This window comes from Janthinobacterium sp. GW822-FHT07A03 (assembly GCF_058798815.1).
In genome coordinates this window covers 496,746-516,008 of the sequence record NZ_JBXAKW010000005.1, presented here as the reverse complement: position 1 = coordinate 516,008, position 19,263 = coordinate 496,746, and the positions used below count along the sequence as shown (strand labels likewise).

Below are 19,263 nucleotides of genomic sequence, written 5' to 3'. Positions count from 1 at the left end.
GCCGCCTAGTCTATGTGTATGCCATCTTCCGTATACGAAAATTTGGCCGACTCGCCCATACACTCCCCCTGCGGCTCGTCCGCCACATAGCGGCATTCGCTTTCCAGGCTGCCATCTTCCCGCCAGTGCCGGGTCCAGCCCTGGCGCTCGCCGTTCACGTATTCGATCAGCTGGCGCGGCTTGCCATCGGCATACCACGAGCGCAAGGCGCCCTCCTCGCGCCCGCCCGCGTTCCACCGTTTGTCCACGATCAATACGCCGGCCCGGCTGAAGCGCTGCTCGCTGCGCAATACGTAGTGGCCGCTGTGCGTGCGCTTGCTGGCGATTTTACCGTCCGGGTAATATTCGACGCTGTCGCCGGCAGGCTTGCCATCGGCATAACTGCCGGTGCTGCGCACTTTGCCATCCGGAAAATATTCCGTGCCCGGTCCCGTCCTGATGCCGTTGACATACAGGCTGCGGCTTTCCACGCTGCCGTCGGGATAGAACAGCAGCAGCTCGCCGTCCGTCTCGCCCTTGACCCGCGTCATGCGCGTGCGCAGCTTGCCGTTTTCATCGAACGTTTCCACCACACCATCGGCGCGGGCGCCGTTGCGGTAGGTGCGCGACTCGATCAGCTTGCCACTCTGGTGATAAGTCTGCTCCTCGCCCTCCTGCACGCCATTGCGCCACGTGCCGCGCATGGAAACCTGGCCGTCCGGATAGTAGCGGGTCTGCATGCCCTCTTGCACGCCGCGCCCGTCCTGCTCCACCTGCATTTCCAGCTGTCCATGCGGATAATACATGCTGTAGTTGCCCACCAGCTTGCCGCGCAGGTAATCGGGGCCGTCGACCTGGCCCGACAGCCGCGTCGGCTCGCCTTCGCGCACGTGGAATACCGCGACTTGCCAGGTGCCCGGTGTCTTACCTGGCGGCAGCGGCACGACGAGCGCATAGCGCGCATGCTCCTTCACTTCGCTTCGCCGCAGATTGTGGTTCAGGTACAGGCGCGCCTTGCCATCGGCACACGCTTGCGGCTCGCAGCCGCCCAGTTTGCTAACTTCGGGCATGGCCGCCGCTGCGCCCGGCGCCGGACACGACAGGATGCGCATCAGCAAGGGCGTCGCGTCGCGTATCAGCGGCGCCAGCTGCTGCTTCATGGCCGCGTATTGCGCCGCATCCAGCCCGACCGAACGGGCATCCATGCGCACCTGGCGCCCGCCGCAGCCGCTGTCGCTGGCCAGGGTCAGCACATCGCCGCCGGCCGCCGCCGCAATGGCGCTGACGACCTGGCGCTGCTCGATCTCGGCGCTGGCCAGCGCCGGCCACAGCAGCATGGCGCCAAGCACGTGCTTCACAATGCGCGCCATGCCTGCTCCTTGCGTTCCAGTTCCTGCGATGGCAACGGCTCGCCGCAGCCGCCCTGGGCCTTGCCGGCCACATACCGGCACTCACTTTTCAGGCTGCCATCTTCGCGCCAGATGCGGCTCCAGCCGTCGCGCCGGTCGTTCACGTACTCGATCGATTGCTCGGGCTTGCCGCTCGCGTACCACGAACGCGATGTGCCCTGCTCGCGCAATTGCGCATCCCACCGCCGCGCCAGCACCAGCACGCCCTGCGGGCTGTAGCGCTGCAGGCTCAGCAAGCCGCCATCGTCGGCATACTGCTGGCGGCTTTGCACCTTACCGTCCGGATAGAATTCCAGCGCCTCGCCCGTGGGCAAGTCATTGCGCAAGGTCATGGTGCCGCGCACGGCGCCATCAGGGTAATAGTTTGTCGTCAAACCATTGTATTTCCCCTCCTTCATTGCGGAGCGGCTGGAAATGCTTCCATCAGGGAAATACGTGAGCATCTCGCCTTCCATCTTGCCGCCGCGCAGTACATAACTCGTGCTCGGCTTGCCATTTTCAGCCGAGATCTGCTTGGGGCCGTCCAGCTGCTTGCCATCGCGGTAGCTGCTCGTTTCGCGCAGCTTGCCCGTGGCGTGATACAACTGGTGTTCGCCTTCAGGCAAGCCGTGGCGCCAGTTGCCGCGCAGCTCCAGGGTGCCGTCAGGATAATACTTGCTGCCGATGCCGTGCTGGCGGCCTTGCCCATCCTGCGCCACCTGTTTTTCGATCTTGCCATTCGGGTAATACGTGACATAGCCGCCCACCAGCTCGCCGGAGGCATAATCGGCGCGGTTGGCTTGCCCGGACAGGCGCAGCTTGTGGCCGGCGACGCTATAGATATCGACCTTCCACGTGCCTGGCAGCTTGCCTTTCGGCAAGGGCAACAGCAGCACGTTGGGCGCCTTTTCCTGCTCGATGGGGTAGAAACCTTCGTGCAGATACAGCCGCGCCCGGCCATCGGTGCAGGCTGCTGGCGTGCAGGCGGCGATCTGGCGCACGATGGGCACGCTCGCATCCTCGGGGCATTTTTTCAGGGTGACGAGCATGGGCGTCTTGCTGCGGATGTGGCGGGCCAGATCGGCTTTCAGTGCTTCGTACGGCGCCTCGTCCAGGTTCACCGAGCGGGCATCCATGCGGATCTGCTTGCCGCCGCAGGCCGTCGTGCCCGCGATAGTGAACACGTCGCCGCCTTCGCTATCTTGCTCGCTGGCCATGCTTGCCAGCACCTGGCGCTGCACGATGTCCGCCTGCGCCAGGCCCGGGGTCAGCAGGCAAGCGCCCAGCAGCGCGCATAAGGTCTTGATTTTCATGCTATTCCTTTAATTTTCCGTCGTGGCGGCCACACCGGCCGGCACAAAGCTGACCCGACCGTTGCGGTAGCGCACCAGCACGTCAACCTTGCCGTCCTGGAATTGTCCATTTTTCACGGACGGGTTGAAAGTCCAGCTCTTCAGGCTATCCAGGATGACCTTGTTGAGCATGGGCTCCATGAATTGCTCGGCCCGCGCAGCGGTCAGGCTGCCATCGGCAGCGATGGACAAGGTCAGGCGGCTTTCGCCGCTGGCCTGCGCCTCACTCAACACGCGGTAGGCGACGGTGGCCATGCTGTCGCGCTGTACGCTGGCGCCCTGGTCTGGCGGCGCCGGCAAGGCTGCCAGCCTCTTTGCCAGCAAGGCGCCGTCGGCCAGCGCCTTGTCCCAGCGCTTCGGATAGGCGCCCGGCTGCACCAGGCGCAGCATATTGGCCGCGCGCTCCATGCGGCTGGCCGTGCGCTCGACGCCGTTGTCGGCTGCTTCGCCTTCTTCGGCCGGCATGGCATTCTGCGCCGCATGGCGCTGCGCCGTCACTTGCGCCAGCGCCACCAGGTTGGCGGCATCCTGCTCGCCGCCACCGCCGCGCAGCAGCGCCGTGGCGGCGATGCCGAGCCAGGCCACGCCATCGGTCGGACGGGCCCACACGGCTTGCTCGAAGTATTGGCGCGCCGCTTGCGGCTCATTCAGGCTCAGATGCGTGCGGGCCAGCGCCGCCGCGGCCAGGTGGTCGCGCGGATCGGCTTGCAGCAAGTCGAGATAGGTATCGGACAAGCTGGACTGATAGCCGGGCAACCAGCCCATGCTTTCCATCATCGAGGTGCGCAAGCGCGCGCGCGCCAGGTCACCGCTGTAGCCCGACGACTTTTCCCGCTCGCTGCGGTACAGCAGTTGCAAGCCCCGCCCGATGGCGGCATCGTCGCCCTTGCCCATGGCTTGCGACAAGTTGCGCACGGCGCGCCGCACGTCCGACTGCTGCAATGCACCGGCCTTGCGCGCATGCCAGTCCAACTGTTCCAGCCCGGCTACTGGCACCGTCGTGGCTTGCTGCCCGGTCTTCTTTTGCACATCGTCCGGTACGGCGGTCCAGATCGCAAAGCCGATCACGAAGAACACAATCAGGATGACGATGACCACCCAGCCCGTGTCCGACACGGCGGACTGGCCTTGCGCGGCCGGCGCCGGCGCGGCGTTGCCAGGCAAGGTACGCGGACGCCGCGGCGGCGGCGCCTGCCTTGCCTGCGCCGAAGCCTGAGCCTGAGCCGAAGCTTGCGCGGCCGCGCCGATGACCTTGTCGCGCGCGCAGGCCGCGCAACCGTGGCCCGCAAAATGCTGATGTTCGTGATTCACGGCGCACACTGTCAACTTGCCGCCGCTGCGCTGCGCATAACCGCGCAGCAACTGTGCCCAATCAGCCGCCGATGGCCGCTGGGAGTTTGGCGACTGGGAAAACGCGCGGTCGAACATGGCGCGCAGCTCGGGCGGCATCAGCGCGTGGCCGCTGGTGGCGTTGGGCGCCAGCAGCTTGTGGCGCTTCACGCCATACGCGTAATAACCGTCGCGGATGCGGCCGGGAATGTCGGTCGCCACTTGCGCATTGCCGGGCCGCCCGCTGTACGGGTGGATGCCAAAGTTCAGCAACTGGAAGATGACGACGGCCAGGGCAAAGCGGTCTTGCGCCATTTCCGTGCCCGCAGGCATGCCCTTGCGCTGGAATTCCGGCGCCAGGTAGTCGGCCGTGAATTGCTCGGCAGGAAAACGCTCGGCATGGCCCTGGATGCTGAAACCGTCGCAATCGAGCATGGCGATGTACAGCGAATCGCGGTAAAAGCGCAGGTTCACGGGTTTCAGGTCGACCACGTAATGCTGCTGCTGGTGCAGCGCATCGATGACGGCGGCCAGGTTGGCGGCCAGGGTCAGCTTGGGCCCGAGTCCCGTGGGCAAGCCCGCCGCGCGCGCTTGCCGCTCCTGCATGATCTGTTCCAGTTCCGCCGTCTGCGCCATGTCAAGCAGGGGCATGACGAAACCGGCAAAGCCGCCCTGGCCGTCGAACACGGCCGCTTGCGGCCAGGCGATCTGCACATAGCGCTTGCCGTTTTCCAATTGGTCGGGCAATTCGGGCGACAGTTCCAGCATCGCTTCGAGCTTGCGCCGGTTGGCGGCCCGGTCCAGGTGCGGGTGGTACAGCTTGGCAACCTGCGCGGGCGCGCCGGGCAACAGGTACACGCTGCCCGCGCCGCCGCTCTTGACGAGTTTGCCCAGTACCAGGCTGCGGACCTTATCCAGCCATATCTTGCCGCCCGGACTCAGACCGGGCGTGACTCCCTGCTTCCGGCTCATGCGCGCAAGGCCAGCAGCAGGGTCTTGTCGTCGCCCGTGATCTGGTGCGTGCGCGGGTCGGCCAGGGTGGATGCCAGCGCCGCATTGCCCAGCTCGCTGCTCTCGACCGTGCGCAGATAGCCTTGCACGGCATCCATGAACGGCGCGTACAGCGCTGCATTGTTCTTGCTCATGGCAAAGGGCATGCAGCCGTCCGACATCAGCACGACGCCGCGCACGGCTTGCGGAATCGCAAGCAGGCGCAGCTGTTCGCGCCAGCGCTCGCCGCTGATAAAGTAGGTTTCGTTGGCGTATTCGCCGTTCGCGGGCAGCGAGATCAGTTCGCCGCCGTCAAGCAGCTGCGCCACGCCCAGGCCATCGCCCAGGTGGAAGAAGAAGCCGGCATCTTGCCCCATGACCACGCCCACCACCGTGCTGGCGTAGTCGTCCAGGGTGGCGTTGGCGGCGCGGGCGATGTCGTCGAGCGCGGCGCGGATCTGCGCCAGGGTGCCGGCCAGCGCGCCGTCATGCAGATCCTGCACGGTGGCGCCCTGCTCCAGCCGTCCGGCCAGGGCTTGCACGGTTTGCGCGGCAACAAACTGCGCGCCCTGCTCGCTGAGGCGGGCCGAACCGGCGCCATCGCAGACGATGGCCACCAAAACGTCGTTCACGACGGTGTGCGCGTGCGCATCCTGGCAAGGGATGTCTTTATCCAGATGCGCCTTGCCCGTGACGGAGGCGCCGAACACGCGCCAGGTATTGTGTACCGCAGTCATGGATCAGCGGGCTTTCACGTATTCACGACGGACCAGCCGTCCGTCGATGCCAGCTGCGCCTGCGCGCCGGGACGCGACTGCGACACCACCTGCATGCTGGCGCTCAGCCACAGGAACAGTTCGCGGAACTGCAAGCCCTTCAGCTGCTTCACGCCCCGTTCGCCACGGCTGGAAAACTGCCCCAGGGTATCGGTATTCGCATTGTCGCCCACGGCGATGGGGAAGATCGCCACTTTATTCGCCTGTTCAGCCGCGCGCGCCTGCTCGGCGCCGCGCTGCCAGGGATCGGTCGGCTCGCCGTCCGACATCAAAAACAGCCACGGCCGCGTGTACGCCACGCCCGCCGCGCGGAAACGCTGCTTTTCCTGCTCGATCTCGGCCAGGGCCAGTTCGACAGCCGCACCGGTCGGCGTGGTGCCGTTCGCTTCAAGCCGGGGCGCCGTGAAATCCATGGCGTCGCACCAGGTGCTGGCCACCACGGCTTCATCGTGGGCGCCGTATTGAATCACGAGGATGCGCACGCGCTTGGCGGCGATCACATCGGCCTTGAGTTCCTGTTCCAGCAAGGCCAGGCCTTCGTTGAGCAGCGAGACGGGTTCGCCCGCCATGCTGCCGGAGCAGTCCAGCACGAGCACCAGCGGCGTGCGTTGTTCGGTATTGTCGACCAGGGCGACGTCGGGAATCATTATGGAGGTCATGTATTTTTGATAGAGTTGCGAAATAGCTAGGCCCGAAGCTTACCCTATGGATATGTTTTCCATGCGTCCGATTGCTGCGGATTCCAGCAAGCACTATCAAACTAAGCATTTTTCGGGATTTCTTCGTCCTTCGGCCCGTTCCTCTGGCCAGCGTCCTTGCCCTCGTCGATCCGGCGTTGTCGCCGCTGCGCCCTGTCCTGCGCCGTTTCCTGAGGATTGTTGAGTGCGCCTGACAATCCGCTTGCTTGCTCTGAAAGCAACAACCTCGTACACTGCGCCATTTTGGCCCTTGCTTGCCGGCTTGAGCGGCATGCCGCATGCCCAACCTTGTTCCCGAACCGCGGCCCTTGCAATAAGCAAACCTGATGATGATACCTATCGCGAGCCTGGAAGCGCTTGAAGAATGCCTTGGAGAAAAACTGGACCAGTTCGATCCTGGGCCGCCAATAGCGCATCAAGGGATACGTCTGTCGCAGGTGTGCAGGCAGGTGGCGCTGGAAATCCGCAAGGAGAACGCCAGCGCCGTGCGCATCGCATGCCGGGTGATGATGGAAGACCCCGAGATGCCCTTCGGGAAGCTCATCAAGAGTGGTTTCGCCCGGGCTTTGAAGCAACGTGTCCACCTCCTGTCCGAAATGCAACGGCGTGGCTTGGCCGCGAAAACCGTTCAGTTGCTGGAACTCGCATTCTGTCCGCGGGAAACGGAAGATTATTGCAAGTTGATTAAGAAATTCGGGCGCGCCGAGCTGCTCCCATGGATGCAGGATGTCCGCGCCACCGATGAAAAATCCCGCCTTCTCCTGCAACGCTTGATTTCCGAAAGTGCGTGACGGACATCCGCAATCTGCTGCAGCTGCGCATTGCACTGGTGAAGCGTTTGTACTATCTTGATAGTTGCCCAGGCCAGATGGCAGCGGCAGGCCCTCCCCCACACGAAGGCGGCCAGCCCCCGTTGCGTCGCAGTCCTTACCCAGTCACATACCGGCCCGTCAGGCGATACTGTGTGATCAGTGAATGGGGACAGCATGACGGCGCCAGGCCAGGCCCAGCGTGTTTGGGGCGAACTGATCGGAAAGCTGCTCGATGCGGCCGGCGATGACTCTTGCTGGCCAGCTTTGTGCCTTGACATCGCCCGCGTCTTCAACGCCGCCAGCGCCAGCCTCACCCTCTACGGCGACGAGCCGGCCGGCCAGCTGCTGGGCGGAGAGGCGGCGCCAGCCTGTTCCGGCCAGCCGCTGGCTGCCATGATCCCCGTCAGCGCGCACAGCATGGCCGTGCTGGCCATCTGCCGCCACTCCACGCCGCCAGAGCACGAGCGGCGTGCCAGGCAGCAACTACAGGACCTGGTACCCCAGTTGCAGCGCGCCCTGCGCCTGCGCCAGCACTTGCAGGAGGAACGCCTGGCGGGCCGCTGCGGCATGGCGGCGCTGGACGCGATGGGAACGGCCGTGCTCCTGCTTGACGAGCACGTCCGCGTACTGTTCGCCAGCAGTGCCGGCCATGCCTTGCTGGATGCGCCCCTGCGGCTGGGGCCACCGCCGGCCCTGATGCGCGCCGTGCGCCTGGTCATCGCCAGCATGCACGGCGCGCCGCAATGCCAGTCGCTGCGCCTGCCGCGCGGCCAGGCCCAGGCGCTGGCACTGACGGTGGCGCCCTTCCCCGCCTGGCGCCCGCCGTGCGCCATCGTCATCGCGCGCGATCCGGCCCAGTCGAACATGTCGATTCCCGCGCTGCGCCAGCTGTTTGATTTGACGCAAGCCGAAGCGCTGGTGGGCAAGGCGCTGGCGCAAGGCGCCACCATCGAGGAAATCGCCGCGCGCGGCGGCATCAGCGTCAATACCGTCAAGACGCATCTGCACCACACCTATTTGAAGACCGATACGCGGCGCCAGGGCGAGCTGATCGCGCTGATCCACGGCGCCACGGCGCACCTGGCCGTGCTTGACGCATGAGGCCGCGTCATCCGATCGGATGATGCGCGGTGCATATTGCCTGCCTACACTGGCAAGACCGGTCGCCCGCACCTTGCCAAGGTAACCACAGCGCGTGCGGACCAGCCGGTTCGATTTCCCTGGTACCAACAATATCGCCGCGCCGGCAGCGGACGGCACCAAAGTTCAAGGATGGGTAAAAAAATGAAGACATGGATCCTGGCCGGCACCCTGGGCGTCTGCGCCCTGCTGGCAAATGCACAAACGCTTCCCGACAGCCAGACCGTCGTCATTCCAGGCGGACGCCTGCAGACGATCGAACTGCCGGTACAAAAACATTTCATGAGTGCGGAAAGGTTTGCCCCGTTCCGTGGCGGCTATGAGCTGTCGAACGGCCAGGTGCTCTACCTGCGCAATGCGGGCAACATCGGCGCCATCCTGTATGCGCGCATCGATGGCGAGGAGGAACACCGCATCATCGCCAGCAGCAGCAACAGCTTCGTGGCGCTGGACCGGCAACTGGCCATGCGCATCGACTTGCGCGACGATGGCAGCGTGGGCGGCGAAGTGCTGATGCAGATGCCGGCTGAAAAACTGGCCAGCGGCGACATCGTGCCTGCCCACGTGCAAAGCATGGCCCTGGCATCGCGTTGAGGCGGCAGGCAGGCGCCAAGCCGCATTCCGCATGGGTGGCAGCCATGAGCAAGCAATATTCTGTCCAGCAGCAAAACGCGCTGGCCCTGGCCGCCATCAGACAGACGGCGTCCTGGTGGCGCGCCCGGCCCCTGCCCGACGCCCTGCGCCAGTGCGCGGCCAGCCATGGCGTGGCGCTGGGCACGGCCCTCATGCTCGACCTGCAACTGGCCTACCCCGGCATGCCCGCCGTGTACGGCAAGCTGCTGAGCGCCGATGGCCGCTTCATCCATTTCGAGATGGACCTGGACGAGAACTTGCGCCCCTTGCCCGGCAGCGTGGCCTGGGACGACATCAGCGCCGGCTACGACCTGGCCGCACACAAACGGGGCACGGGCGTGGGCTATGGGGTGCTGTGCAAGAAAGTGCTGCAGGAATTGAATCAGGGCGGGCGGCAGGCGCCATGCGCCAGCGGCCACCAAACAACGAGGACGACAACATGAAAACCATCATCCTGGGCATATTACTGTGCCTCGCCGCCGCCAGCACGGCAGCCACCGCGCAGAGCCTGCCACCGGAACACACCGTCACCGTGCCGGGCAACGCGCTGCGCATCGACGTGCCTGAACATCCGCGCTACATGATGCGCCAGGATTTCAAGAAATTCGTCGGCACCTATGATCTGTCGAATGGCGACACCCTGGAACTGCGCCTCGCTGGCGCTGTCAAATATGCGCGTATCGGCAAGCAGGAAGAGCACCGCATCGTCGCCACCGACCGCAACGCCTTCGTCGCGCTGGACCGCCAGCTGAAGGTGCGCATCGACCTCAACGATGACGGCAGCGTGGATGGCGAACTGGTGATGGTGGTGCCGTCGCAGAACCTGTCGGGCGGCGACATCGTGCCTTCCCACGTGCAAAGCATCGGCCTGGCATCGCGTTGAGGCGGCGGCGCCGGTAAAAGAAATAAATAGCGCGACACCGTAGCGTAGTGCCAGGCAGGTTCGCGCTGCCATCGCGTGCTATCACCGCCGCCAAATTCCTTAAAAAGGAAGATAAATATTTGAAAATATTTTTTAATAATAAGATTATCAAATAGGTTTACATTTTTACCATTAATTAGCATAATTGCCATTTTTCAAAAAGGAAAATGGCATGCAAGTTTTCAGAAAATCAGTACTGTCCCTGCTTGTGGGAATGGCAGCCACATCGGCGTCCGCTGCACCTGTTTCGGCGCCGCAATTCAAGCTGACGCATTTTAACTACTCGGCGCCTGCGCATCTGTACGCTGGAGAAATCAATTCGCGGGGGGAAATTTTTGGAGTCGGACAGTCCCAGGGCCAGAATGTCTGGTTCAGCACCTCGGGAAGCGCCCTGAATGTATCAGCCCCCTTGCCGGGAAATATCACGATCAGTTCGCTCAATGCCACAGGCCAGGGCATCGCCTATTCCACCACCGGCTCCAGCGACCGCTCCTATTACTATGTGGAAAATGGTACCTTCACCCCCTTCGCGGTCAATGGCCAGAAAGTACAGGCGACCGCCATCAACGATGCCGGTCAGGTTGCCCTCAGCACATACGACAGCAGCGGCAAGGAGCGCGCCTATGTGTACTCCAGCGCCGGCGGCTATCAGGAAATCACCGCGGCGGGCGGCAACGGCACCACTGCCTTCAATATCAACAGTTCCGGGGCCGTCGTCGGCTACACAAAGGCCGCCGATGGACAAGCCCAGGCCTCCCTGTATGCCAACGGCGTGATGACCACGCTCGTCAGCGAGTATTATGCTCCGAGTTATGCCGTCGGTATCAACAACGCTGGCCAGGTATCGGGCTGGGCCACGTTAGGTCAAGGCATGACCGGCACGGAAGCGTTCTTCTGGGCCAATGGAAACTATCAAACGATATCGCGGCTCTCCACCTCCGTCGGTATCGATGGCCTCGGCAGGGTATTGGGCTACAACGACTTTGGCACGATGGCCATGCTTTGGGATGGCAATGAAACGTATAGCCTGAGCGACCTCGTTGGCGAGGATGGCTGGTACTTCGGCCTGGTAGGCGGCATCAACGAAGCGGGCCAGATTTCTGCCTATGGCTGCCGCGACAGCATATGCGAAGTCGTGCGGCTCGATCCCCTCTCGCCGGTTCCGGAACCTTCGACCTACGCCATGCTGCTCGCCGGCATGGCCCTGCTCACTTGCGCGGCACGCAAGCGTAGCTGATTCAGCCTGCCGGCCACGCAGGTGCCAGCCACGGTGCCATGTGCAAACCGGCAGCTGTTCCGCTAGAAACATGCTCCGTGGAAAAACGACTGCGTGCTATGATCGGCGCCTTCGCTGCAGTGACGCCGCAGCCACTCCATGGAGCACCATGTTTCAATCTGAGCATATTCGTAGCCGCTTGCTGACGTGCCTGCGCCGCACCCTGCGCCTGCTGGCCTGGCCCCTGCTGGCCCTGGTCAGCGCCGCCTGCACCAGCACCACGCGCCATCCGGCCAGCGAGCCCACGCAAGTCGTCCTGCGCTTTACCTATGACGACGGCAAGCCGATGCGGCATGACGATTACCTGGCCAATGCGCGCCAGGAAACGTACATCAAGCGCTGCAGCAAGATAGGCAGCACCAGTGTCTGCGACATCGGCTCGGATCCACTCTTCATGGGCGGCGACGCCCCGCTGGACGCCAACGGCGAAGTGCGCGTCACCCTGCACTCGACCGGCCCCATCGGCAACAATCCGACCAGTCTTTGCATCAAGGGCAAAGGCTACGTCTTTGATTCCGGCGACTGGAAACGCGGTCCCTTCAGCCCTGGCCAGGTGATCGAGATCCGCTACAGGATCAGCGAAGTGGACATGGCGTGCCCCTGGTCGTCAAGCACGCCGCCGTGGTGGGACAAGAGTTAAGCCAGCCGGGGCCGGCTGGCCTGGCATTTACTGCAACTCGAACTCCGCCGGAGTCAAGCCCAGCTCGCGCGCGATCTTGCTGGCCACGCGCTGCTCGTTGGCGTCGAAATTGCCATCCGACGAAGCGACGGCGATAATCATGCGCACCAGCAGGCGCGACGCCTCCACATTCGACTTCATCTTGCCCAGCGCCTGATACGCCTTGGCCTCGCCGATATCCTTGTCGAATTCCAGCTGGCCCACATATTCCTGGAAAGCCTTGATCACGTCCGTGGTGGTAAACACGGATAGCGCATCATTGCTTTCAATAAACTTCACCATCTTCTGCTTCTCTTCCGCGCTGACATTGTCGTCGTATTAAGCTTTAGAGATATCGGCTCAACATGCACTACTTTATAAACATCGACATTCTACGCGTGATATCCGGCAGGGTGAAGTGGGACAATGTAACCTCCGGGAAAGACCTAGCAATCTGCCAAAGAGTTCGTTCGTGTCGAGCGCGACATATACTACCGCGTAAATATAGCCGAAGGTACAAGGTACAAGGTACAAAATAGATTTTTACATTTTGACATAGCCCATTGTAGTTGAAATATCATTCACTGTTGCAAAAAACCAACTTTATTGCAGAAAACAATCTCAAGTACATAAAATAAGGTTCCGATTTTAAAAATATTTAAATCGAAGTTGATAAATTACAAAATTCATGTCAATATCAAATCGTCCAGTCAAAAAAATCTTCCACGACTGGATTAAATTCCCCCCCTATAAGTTACGCGTAAAAAATATTTAAAATTAATTTAATTAAAAAACCTCTTACATAAAAATCATATTTTGAAATCAAAATGAAAATATCAAGATTGCGTGCCGAAAATGTACATGGGTATCTTCCACTTAACATAGATTTTTTTGACGACCTCACATTCCTCACTGGACTTAATGGCTCTGGAAAAACTTCAGCACTAAGATTAATTATGGCACTTTTAACACCAAACATAAGTGAATTAGCTCTAATTGATTTCTCCTCTGCTGAAGTTGACATCTTAGACAAAGATGAAGAAATAAAAATATCCGCAAAAAAATCAGAAGAAGGAATTGAAATTTCAATTAGCACTCTTTTCGAGAAGATTCGTATTGGAAGAGCTGAGCTTGAGTTATTTCTAGAGGAAAAAAGAAGTGATGAACCTAGATCAAAACTTCAAGAAATGTATAAAACAAATATGGTCTTTGATAGCATTACAAAGATAGCAACTCCTATGTTCTTAGGTATTGATCGTCGTTTCTTTGTTCCAGGATCGATATCAGAAGATTTAGCAGATGTACGCAGAAGGGAATATTTAGCAAGAAGGTTTTGGTCTGATGATCCATTTTCAAAAAACATAACACCAGCTGCAAGTCTTATTGAAGTAAATTATCTAGTAGTTAGTTGCATGCAGGATATTGGTTTAGAGCAAGAGAAACTGGATGAACGTCTTCGCGTCGAGTTTTTTACAAAAGCTTTTGAGTATAAGCCTGGTATTTTTTTCAACAAACCTCCTAAATTTCCTTCGAGAGACGAACTGGAAAAATACAGAAAACAACTAACAAAAATTGGGCAAGCATCTGAAAGCGGAAAAATACCAGTTCCAGAAATTCAAGCTTCACTAACACATTTCTTGGAACGTATGAGTGAAGTAGTAAATTCACTAGAGAGAGTTTCAGCAGATTTTAAAAATTCAAAAAAAACCCCGAAAGGATCGCAAGAAAAAAATAGTGGACCAGAACAAAGTCATATTGAGTGGATTATTAACAAGCCTCAAGTTGACAGAATTACAGAACACATTAAGCTATTAAATGAATACATAGAAAATAGAACATCCTTAAGAGACCCAATTAATAGATTTAGATTACTAGTCAATAAATTTCTAAAGCAAACAAAAAAAGAACTTCACGTTGCAGGAAATGGACAGTTATCTGTTACTGTTGAAAACAGCACGCAACATCGTTCAATCAATGCGCTATCATCCGGGGAGAAACAATTACTAGTCATGCTTGCGCATCTCTCTCTAAATAAAAACTTAGCCGGCAGTGGCGTGTTTATTGTAGATGAGCCCGAGCTTTCATTACACATGGATTGGCAAGAGAAATTCGTTGATGCAATTAGGGAGGCAAATCCAAATGTTCAACTAATTCTAGCAACACATTCACCTGCAATTATTTTGGATCTCGAAGACGCTTGTTGCTCTTTAAGTGAGGCATAAATGATAAAATGGCCTTCTCGCGCAAGTTCTGCGATACGAAAACTATTCGAACCATTACAAGACATTGATGTCTATGTGGAGGATATAAATGATGAAGCATTTTACAGAAGCCTTTTGAATAAAGTAACAAATGATGAAATAAAAATATCAAGAGTGTTTGCTCTTGGGAATTGCAATGCTGTAATTGATGCCGCAAAAAATCACAATCAAAGTAATCGCAGGGCCTTATTTATTATTGACGGAGATCTACCATGGACAAAAGGAGAGCCGGCGCCTTTAATTTGCGGACTACATCGGCATGATGCTTATTGCATTGAAAATCTAATTCTTTGCGAAAAAGCATTATCCCTATTAGTTTCTCAGGATGCAATCCTTATTGAGGAAGAAGCAATAAGACATCTAGCCTATGAAAACTGGGAAGAATCCGTCAAAGAGCCTCTACTTGAATTATTTTCTGCCTTTGCTACAGTTCATGATTTTGATCCAACTATTGCCACGGTATCAAAAGGGGTGGGAGTAATGTGCAATCAAGATAAAAAAGCATCACCGAAATTAGATAAGGAAAAAGTAAGAATAGCTAGAGATGAAGCACTATCATCAGCAACGCAAGTCGCAAAACCAGAAATCGTGGTGGAAAAATATGAAAAAGTACTTAACCGGCTTAAAGACTTACCAAATCCTCTAATGGCGGTCTCCGGAAAAGATTTTTTAGTTCCTTTAATAGATTTTCACCTACAATCTCTTGGCTGCAGAATTAAAAGGAAATCTCTCAGAATTCGCCTTGCTTGCGCGGGTGACGTAACAAGGTTCTCAATGCTAAAAAATGCTCTAAAAGATGCGGCCAAAGGTAATTATCAACAATTTTAAAACTTTGATATACGGCTATTCAAGTAGCATGTAAATTAAAAAGCCGCCATTAAAAAATGGCGGCTTTTTTGATCTTTAATTTCTTAAAAATCAATCAAATTACCCCACAAACTTCCGTGCATTCCTGAACATGCGCATCCATGGCGAATCCTCGCCCCATGCTTCAGGGTGATACGACTGCTGGACGCTGCGGAACACGCGCTCCGCGTGCGGCATCAGCACGGTGAAGCGGCCGTCTGGCGTGGTGACGGAGGTGATGCCTTCCGGCGAGCCGTTCGGGTTGTACGGATAGGCTTCGGTAGCGGCGCCCTTGTTGTCGACGAAGCGCATGGCTTTCGTGACCTGGGTGATGTCGCCCGTTTGCGAGAAGTCGGCGTAGCCTTCGCCGTGGGCGATGGCGATGCCGGCTTGCGTGCCGGCCATGCCGTTAAAGAAGATCGATGGGGAATCCATCACTTCGACCATGGCAAAGCGGCCTTCGAATTTCTCCGACTTGTTGCGCGTGAATTTCGGCCAGGCGTGGGCGCCGGGGATGATGGATTTCAGATTGCTCATCATCTGGCAGCCGTTGCAGATACCGAGGCCGAAGCTGTCCGTGCGGTTGAAGAAGCGCGCGAACTGTTCCGCCAGGCTGGCGTTGAACAGAATCGTCTTCGCCCAGCCTTCGCCCGCGCCCAGCACGTCGCCGTACGAGAAGCCGCCCACGGCGATGACGCCCTGGAAGTCGTCCAGTTTCACGCGGCCCGCAATCAGGTCGCTCATGTGCACGTCGACGGCCGTAAAGCCTGCCTGATGCATCACGTAAGCCGTCTCGATGTGCGAGTTGACGCCCTGCTCGCGCAGGATGGCGACACGGGGACGCACGCCGGTGGCGATGAATGGCGCGGCGATGTTGTCGTTCTGGTCGAAGGTGACGATCGGCGACATACCCGGGTCTTGCACGTCCAGCAGGCGGTCGTATTCGGCGTCCGCGCAGGCCGGATTGTCGCGCAGGCGGGCGATGCGCCAGCTCGTTTCGCTCCACAGGCGGTGCAGGTCCGCGCGCGGCTGGGTGTAAATCAGCTTGGCGTCGCGCGTGAATTCGATCACGTCACGGTCGTTCAATTTGCCGATGATATGGCTGCAGGCGCCCAGGTTGAAGGTGCGCAGCACGTCCATGACCAAGGACTTTTCTTCCGCGCGCACCTGGATCACGGCGCCCAGCTCTTCGCTGAACAGGGCGCGCAGGGTCAGTTCGTTGCGGCGTTCCGCTACCTGGCCCGTCCAGTTCTTGGCGTCGCCCCAGTCGCTGGAATGCTCGCCTTCCATGGTCAGCATGTCCAGGTTGACGGACATGCCCGTGTGGCCGGCGAACGCCATTTCCGTCAGGGTGGCGTACAGGCCGCCGTCCGAACGGTCATGGTAGGCCAGCAGCTTGTCGTCGCTGTTCAGTTTCTGGATGGCGGCGAAGAAGCCTTTCAGGTCTTCCGCGCTGTCCACGTCCGGCGTTTCATTGCCCAGCTGGCCCATGACTTGCGCCAGCGCGGAGGCGCCCAGACGGTTCTTGCCGCGGCCCAGGTCGATCAAGATCAAGGACGTGTCGCCCTTGTCCGTTTTCAGCTGCGGCGTGAGCGACTTGCGCACATCCGTCACTGGCGCGAACGAGGAAACGATCAGGGACACCGGCGAGGTGACGGATTTCGCCGCGCCCGTGCCCTCGTCTTTCCACGTCGTGCGCATCGACAGCGAATCCTTGCCGACGGGGATGCTGATGCCCAGCGCCGGGCACAGGTCCATGCCGACGGCTTTGACGGTGTCGTACAGGGCCGCGTCCTGGCCAGGCTGGCCGCAGGCGGCCATCCAGTTGGCGGACAGCTTGATGTCGGAAATGTCGGCAATCGCTGCGGCGGCGATGTTGGTGACGGCTTCGCCCACGGCCATGCGGCCCGAGGCGGCGGCGTCGATGACGGCCAGCGGCGTGCGTTCGCCCATGGCCATCGCTTCGCCCAGGTAGCCCTCAAAGCTCATGGTGGTGACGGCGCAGTCGGCCACCGGCACTTGCCATGGTCCCACCATCTGGTCGCGCACGGTCATGCCGCCCACGCTGCGGTCGCCGATGGTGATCAGGAAGGATTTGTCGGCCACGGTCGGCAGCAGCAGCACTTTTTGCGCTACATCAACCAGGTCCATGCCCGTCAAATCAATCGCCGGGAAATCGTTGGCCACGTGGACCACGTCGCGCTGCATCTTCGGCGGCTTGCCCAGCAAGACGTCCATCGGCATGTCGACCGGCTCGTTGCCCAGTTCCGGATCGATCAGTTTGAGTTGACGCTCTTCGGTGGCCACGCCCACGGCGGCGAACAGGCAGCGCTCACGTTCGCACATGGCTTTGAACAAGGGCAGGCTTTCCGGCGCGATGGCCAGGACGTAGCGTTCCTGCGACTCATTGCTCCAGATTTCCTTCGGCGCCATGCCCGATTCTTCCAGCGGGATCTTGCGCAGGTCGAAAATCGCGCCGCGCTTGGCGTCGTTGGTGATTTCCGGGAAAGCGTTCGACAAGCCGCCCGCACCCACGTCGTGGATCGAGATGATCGGGTTGTCCGCACCCATTTGCCAGCAGGCGTTGATGACTTCCTGGGCGCGGCGTTCCATTTCCGGATTGCCGCGCTGGACGGAGTCGAAGTCCAGGTCGGCCGTGTTGCTGCCGGTCGTCATCGACGAAGCGGCGCTGCCGCCCATGCCGATGCGCATGCCCGGGCCACCCAGCTGCACCAGCAGGCTGCCGACGGGGATGTCGTTCTTGTGCGTGTGCTGCGCCGAGATATTGCCGATGCCGCCAGCGATCATGATCGGCTTGTGGTAACCGAACACGGCATCTTTGTCCGTGCCGACGTTCTGTTCGTAGGTACGGAAGTAGCCGCCCAGTACAGGACGGCCGAATTCGTTCGAGAACGCGGCGCCGCCCAGCGGGCCTTCGATCATGATCTGCAGCGGCGAAGCAATGCGTTCCGGTTTGCCGTATTGCTCCGCATCCGTACGACCCGCCAGCGGCGCCGTCACGGAAGCGGCCGTTTCCCAGCTGCGCACGGCGTCCGGCAGCGACAGGTTCGACACGGTGAAACCCGTCAGGCCAGCCTTCGGCTTGGCGCCGCGGCCCGTCGCGCCTTCGTCGCGGATCTCGCCGCCCGCGCCCGTGGAGGCGCCAGGGAATGGCGAGATTGCCGTCGGGTGGTTATGCGTTTCCACCTTCATCAGCGTGTGCGTCAGTTCCGTCGATGCCGCGTATTCGTGCTTGTCGCCGCGCGGGTAGAAGCGGGAAACCGTCGCGCCTTCCATGATGGACGAGTTGTCGCTGTAGGCGACGACGGTGCCCTTCGGCTGCAGTTCGTGCGTGTTCTTGATCATGCCGAACAGCGATTTTGGCTGCGCCACGCCGTCGATGGTCCAGTCGGCGTTGAAGATCTTGTGACGGCAATGCTCGCTGTTCGCCTGCGCGAACATCATCAGTTCCACGTCCGTCGGGTTGCGGCCGGCCTTGGTGAAGGCGGCGTCCAGGTAGTCGATTTCGTCTTCCGACATCGCCAGGCCCAGTTCCGTGTTCGCCGTTTCCAGCGCGCGCTTGCCCTGCCCCAGCAAGTCGATCGATTCAAGCGGACGCGCTTCCAGCGTGCGGAACAGGTCCTTGGCGTCGTCTGCGCTGCGCAGCACGGATTCCGTCATGCGGTCGTGCAGCAGGTCGGCCACGGCCTGTACTTGCTCGTCCGTCAGTTTGCCGGCGCCGATGGCGCTGCCCAGGATGCCCGATTTCAGGTTGATGCGGAAAGCGATGCCGCGTTCGACGCGCTTGATGTGCGCCATGCCGCAGTTGTGCGCGATGTCGGTGGCTTTCGAGGCCCACGGCGAAATCGTGCCGAAACGGGGGATGACGAAGAATTCTTCGGCAGCACCTTCCGTATTGTCAGCCTGGGCCGGCTCGCCGTACGTCAGCAAGGCGCCAAGGCGCGTGCTGTCGTCGTTGCTGAGAGGCGCGCTGGCATCGATGAAATGGACATAGCGTGCTTGCACGGCAACAATCGCAGGCGAGACGGCTTGCAGTTGGCTTAACAGACGGTGGCTACGGAAATGGGACAGGGCATTGGAACCCGGCAGTATCAACATGATTGGAAGGTGGTTGATGCAGCGTGGCTGCGGGTTAAAGGTAGGTATGACAATATCTTTCGTACGGCAAATTTCCTTTGCGCG

At 59.5% G+C, this 19,263-nt stretch carries 15 protein-coding genes and 1 pseudogene; 9 read left to right on the top strand and 7 right to left on the bottom strand.

Going from position 1 to position 19,263, the window contains the following annotated elements:
• Nucleotides 1-5: 5 nt before the first annotated feature.
• From AC1RJW_RS17135 to AC1RJW_RS17115, 5 genes are read right to left on the bottom strand one after another with little or no spacing between them, the layout of a single operon-like run.
• Nucleotides 6-1,349, bottom strand: a complete 1,344-nt coding sequence (locus AC1RJW_RS17135) for a toxin-antitoxin system YwqK family antitoxin (RefSeq protein ID WP_493045996.1) — start codon at nucleotides 1,347-1,349, stop codon at nucleotides 6-8.
• Complete coding sequence (locus AC1RJW_RS17130; RefSeq protein WP_493045995.1) at nucleotides 1,334-2,680, bottom strand: toxin-antitoxin system YwqK family antitoxin; 1,347 nt, start codon at nucleotides 2,678-2,680, stop codon at nucleotides 1,334-1,336. The genes AC1RJW_RS17135 and AC1RJW_RS17130 overlap by 16 nt, the downstream gene beginning before the upstream one ends.
• A gap of 9 nt (nucleotides 2,681-2,689) precedes the next feature.
• Complete coding sequence (locus AC1RJW_RS17125; RefSeq protein WP_493045994.1) at nucleotides 2,690-5,020, bottom strand: hypothetical protein; 2,331 nt, start codon at nucleotides 5,018-5,020, stop codon at nucleotides 2,690-2,692.
• On the bottom strand, nucleotides 5,017-5,775 hold the full coding sequence (locus AC1RJW_RS17120; protein ID WP_493045993.1) for a PP2C family serine/threonine-protein phosphatase: 759 nt from the start codon (nucleotides 5,773-5,775) through the stop codon (nucleotides 5,017-5,019). The genes AC1RJW_RS17125 and AC1RJW_RS17120 overlap by 4 nt, the downstream gene beginning before the upstream one ends.
• A 14-nt stretch (nucleotides 5,776-5,789) precedes the next feature.
• Complete coding sequence (locus AC1RJW_RS17115; protein ID WP_493045992.1) at nucleotides 5,790-6,473, bottom strand: vWA domain-containing protein; 684 nt, start codon at nucleotides 6,471-6,473, stop codon at nucleotides 5,790-5,792.
• A gap of 365 nt (nucleotides 6,474-6,838) precedes the next feature.
• Between AC1RJW_RS17115 and AC1RJW_RS17110 the strand changes: the two genes are divergently transcribed.
• From AC1RJW_RS17110 to AC1RJW_RS17080, 7 genes are all read left to right on the top strand, one after another.
• Nucleotides 6,839-7,303 carry a hypothetical protein gene (locus AC1RJW_RS17110; RefSeq protein ID WP_493045991.1) on the top strand — a complete coding sequence of 155 codons (465 nt, stop codon included), beginning with the start codon at nucleotides 6,839-6,841 and terminating at the stop codon, nucleotides 7,301-7,303.
• 195 nt (nucleotides 7,304-7,498) lie between these two features.
• Nucleotides 7,499-8,425, top strand: a complete 927-nt coding sequence (locus AC1RJW_RS17105) for a helix-turn-helix transcriptional regulator (protein ID WP_493045990.1) — start codon at nucleotides 7,499-7,501, stop codon at nucleotides 8,423-8,425.
• Between the two features lie 183 nt (nucleotides 8,426-8,608).
• Nucleotides 8,609-9,058, top strand: coding sequence for a hypothetical protein (locus AC1RJW_RS17100; RefSeq protein WP_493045989.1), 450 nt, complete (start codon nucleotides 8,609-8,611; stop codon nucleotides 9,056-9,058).
• 44 nt (nucleotides 9,059-9,102) lie between these two features.
• Nucleotides 9,103-9,540: a hypothetical protein gene (locus AC1RJW_RS17095; protein WP_493045988.1), complete on the top strand. Its 438-nt coding sequence runs from the start codon at nucleotides 9,103-9,105 to the stop codon at nucleotides 9,538-9,540.
• Nucleotides 9,537-9,980, top strand: coding sequence for a hypothetical protein (locus AC1RJW_RS17090; RefSeq protein ID WP_493045987.1), 444 nt, complete (start codon nucleotides 9,537-9,539; stop codon nucleotides 9,978-9,980). The genes AC1RJW_RS17095 and AC1RJW_RS17090 overlap by 4 nt, the downstream gene beginning before the upstream one ends.
• A 211-nt stretch (nucleotides 9,981-10,191) precedes the next feature.
• Nucleotides 10,192-11,256 (top strand): PEP-CTERM sorting domain-containing protein, encoded by a 1,065-nt coding sequence (locus AC1RJW_RS17085; protein WP_493045986.1) that lies wholly within the window; start codon nucleotides 10,192-10,194, stop codon nucleotides 11,254-11,256.
• Nucleotides 11,257-11,404: 148 nt separating this feature from the next.
• Nucleotides 11,405-11,935, top strand: coding sequence for a hypothetical protein (locus AC1RJW_RS17080; RefSeq protein ID WP_493045985.1), 531 nt, complete (start codon nucleotides 11,405-11,407; stop codon nucleotides 11,933-11,935).
• Nucleotides 11,936-11,962: 27 nt separating this feature from the next.
• On the opposite strand, the pseudogene AC1RJW_RS17075 reads toward AC1RJW_RS17080, so the two are convergent.
• Nucleotides 11,963-12,277: pseudogene (locus tag AC1RJW_RS17075) on the bottom strand (tellurite resistance TerB family protein); the annotation flags it as partial.
• Nucleotides 12,278-12,780: 503 nt separating this feature from the next.
• On the opposite strand from AC1RJW_RS17075, the gene AC1RJW_RS17070 reads away from it, so the two are divergent.
• Both AC1RJW_RS17070 and AC1RJW_RS17065 read left to right on the top strand, forming a co-directional pair.
• Complete coding sequence (locus AC1RJW_RS17070; protein ID WP_493045984.1) at nucleotides 12,781-14,175, top strand: AAA family ATPase; 1,395 nt, start codon at nucleotides 12,781-12,783, stop codon at nucleotides 14,173-14,175.
• Nucleotides 14,176-15,042, top strand: coding sequence for a DUF4435 domain-containing protein (locus AC1RJW_RS17065; RefSeq protein ID WP_493045983.1), 867 nt, complete (start codon nucleotides 14,176-14,178; stop codon nucleotides 15,040-15,042).
• A gap of 99 nt (nucleotides 15,043-15,141) precedes the next feature.
• On the opposite strand, the gene purL is transcribed toward AC1RJW_RS17065, so the two are convergent.
• A complete protein-coding gene (purL, locus tag AC1RJW_RS17060) occupies nucleotides 15,142-19,179 on the bottom strand; it encodes a phosphoribosylformylglycinamidine synthase (RefSeq protein WP_493045982.1) in 4,038 nt (1,345 codons plus the stop codon).
• Nucleotides 19,180-19,263 lie beyond the last annotated feature (84 nt).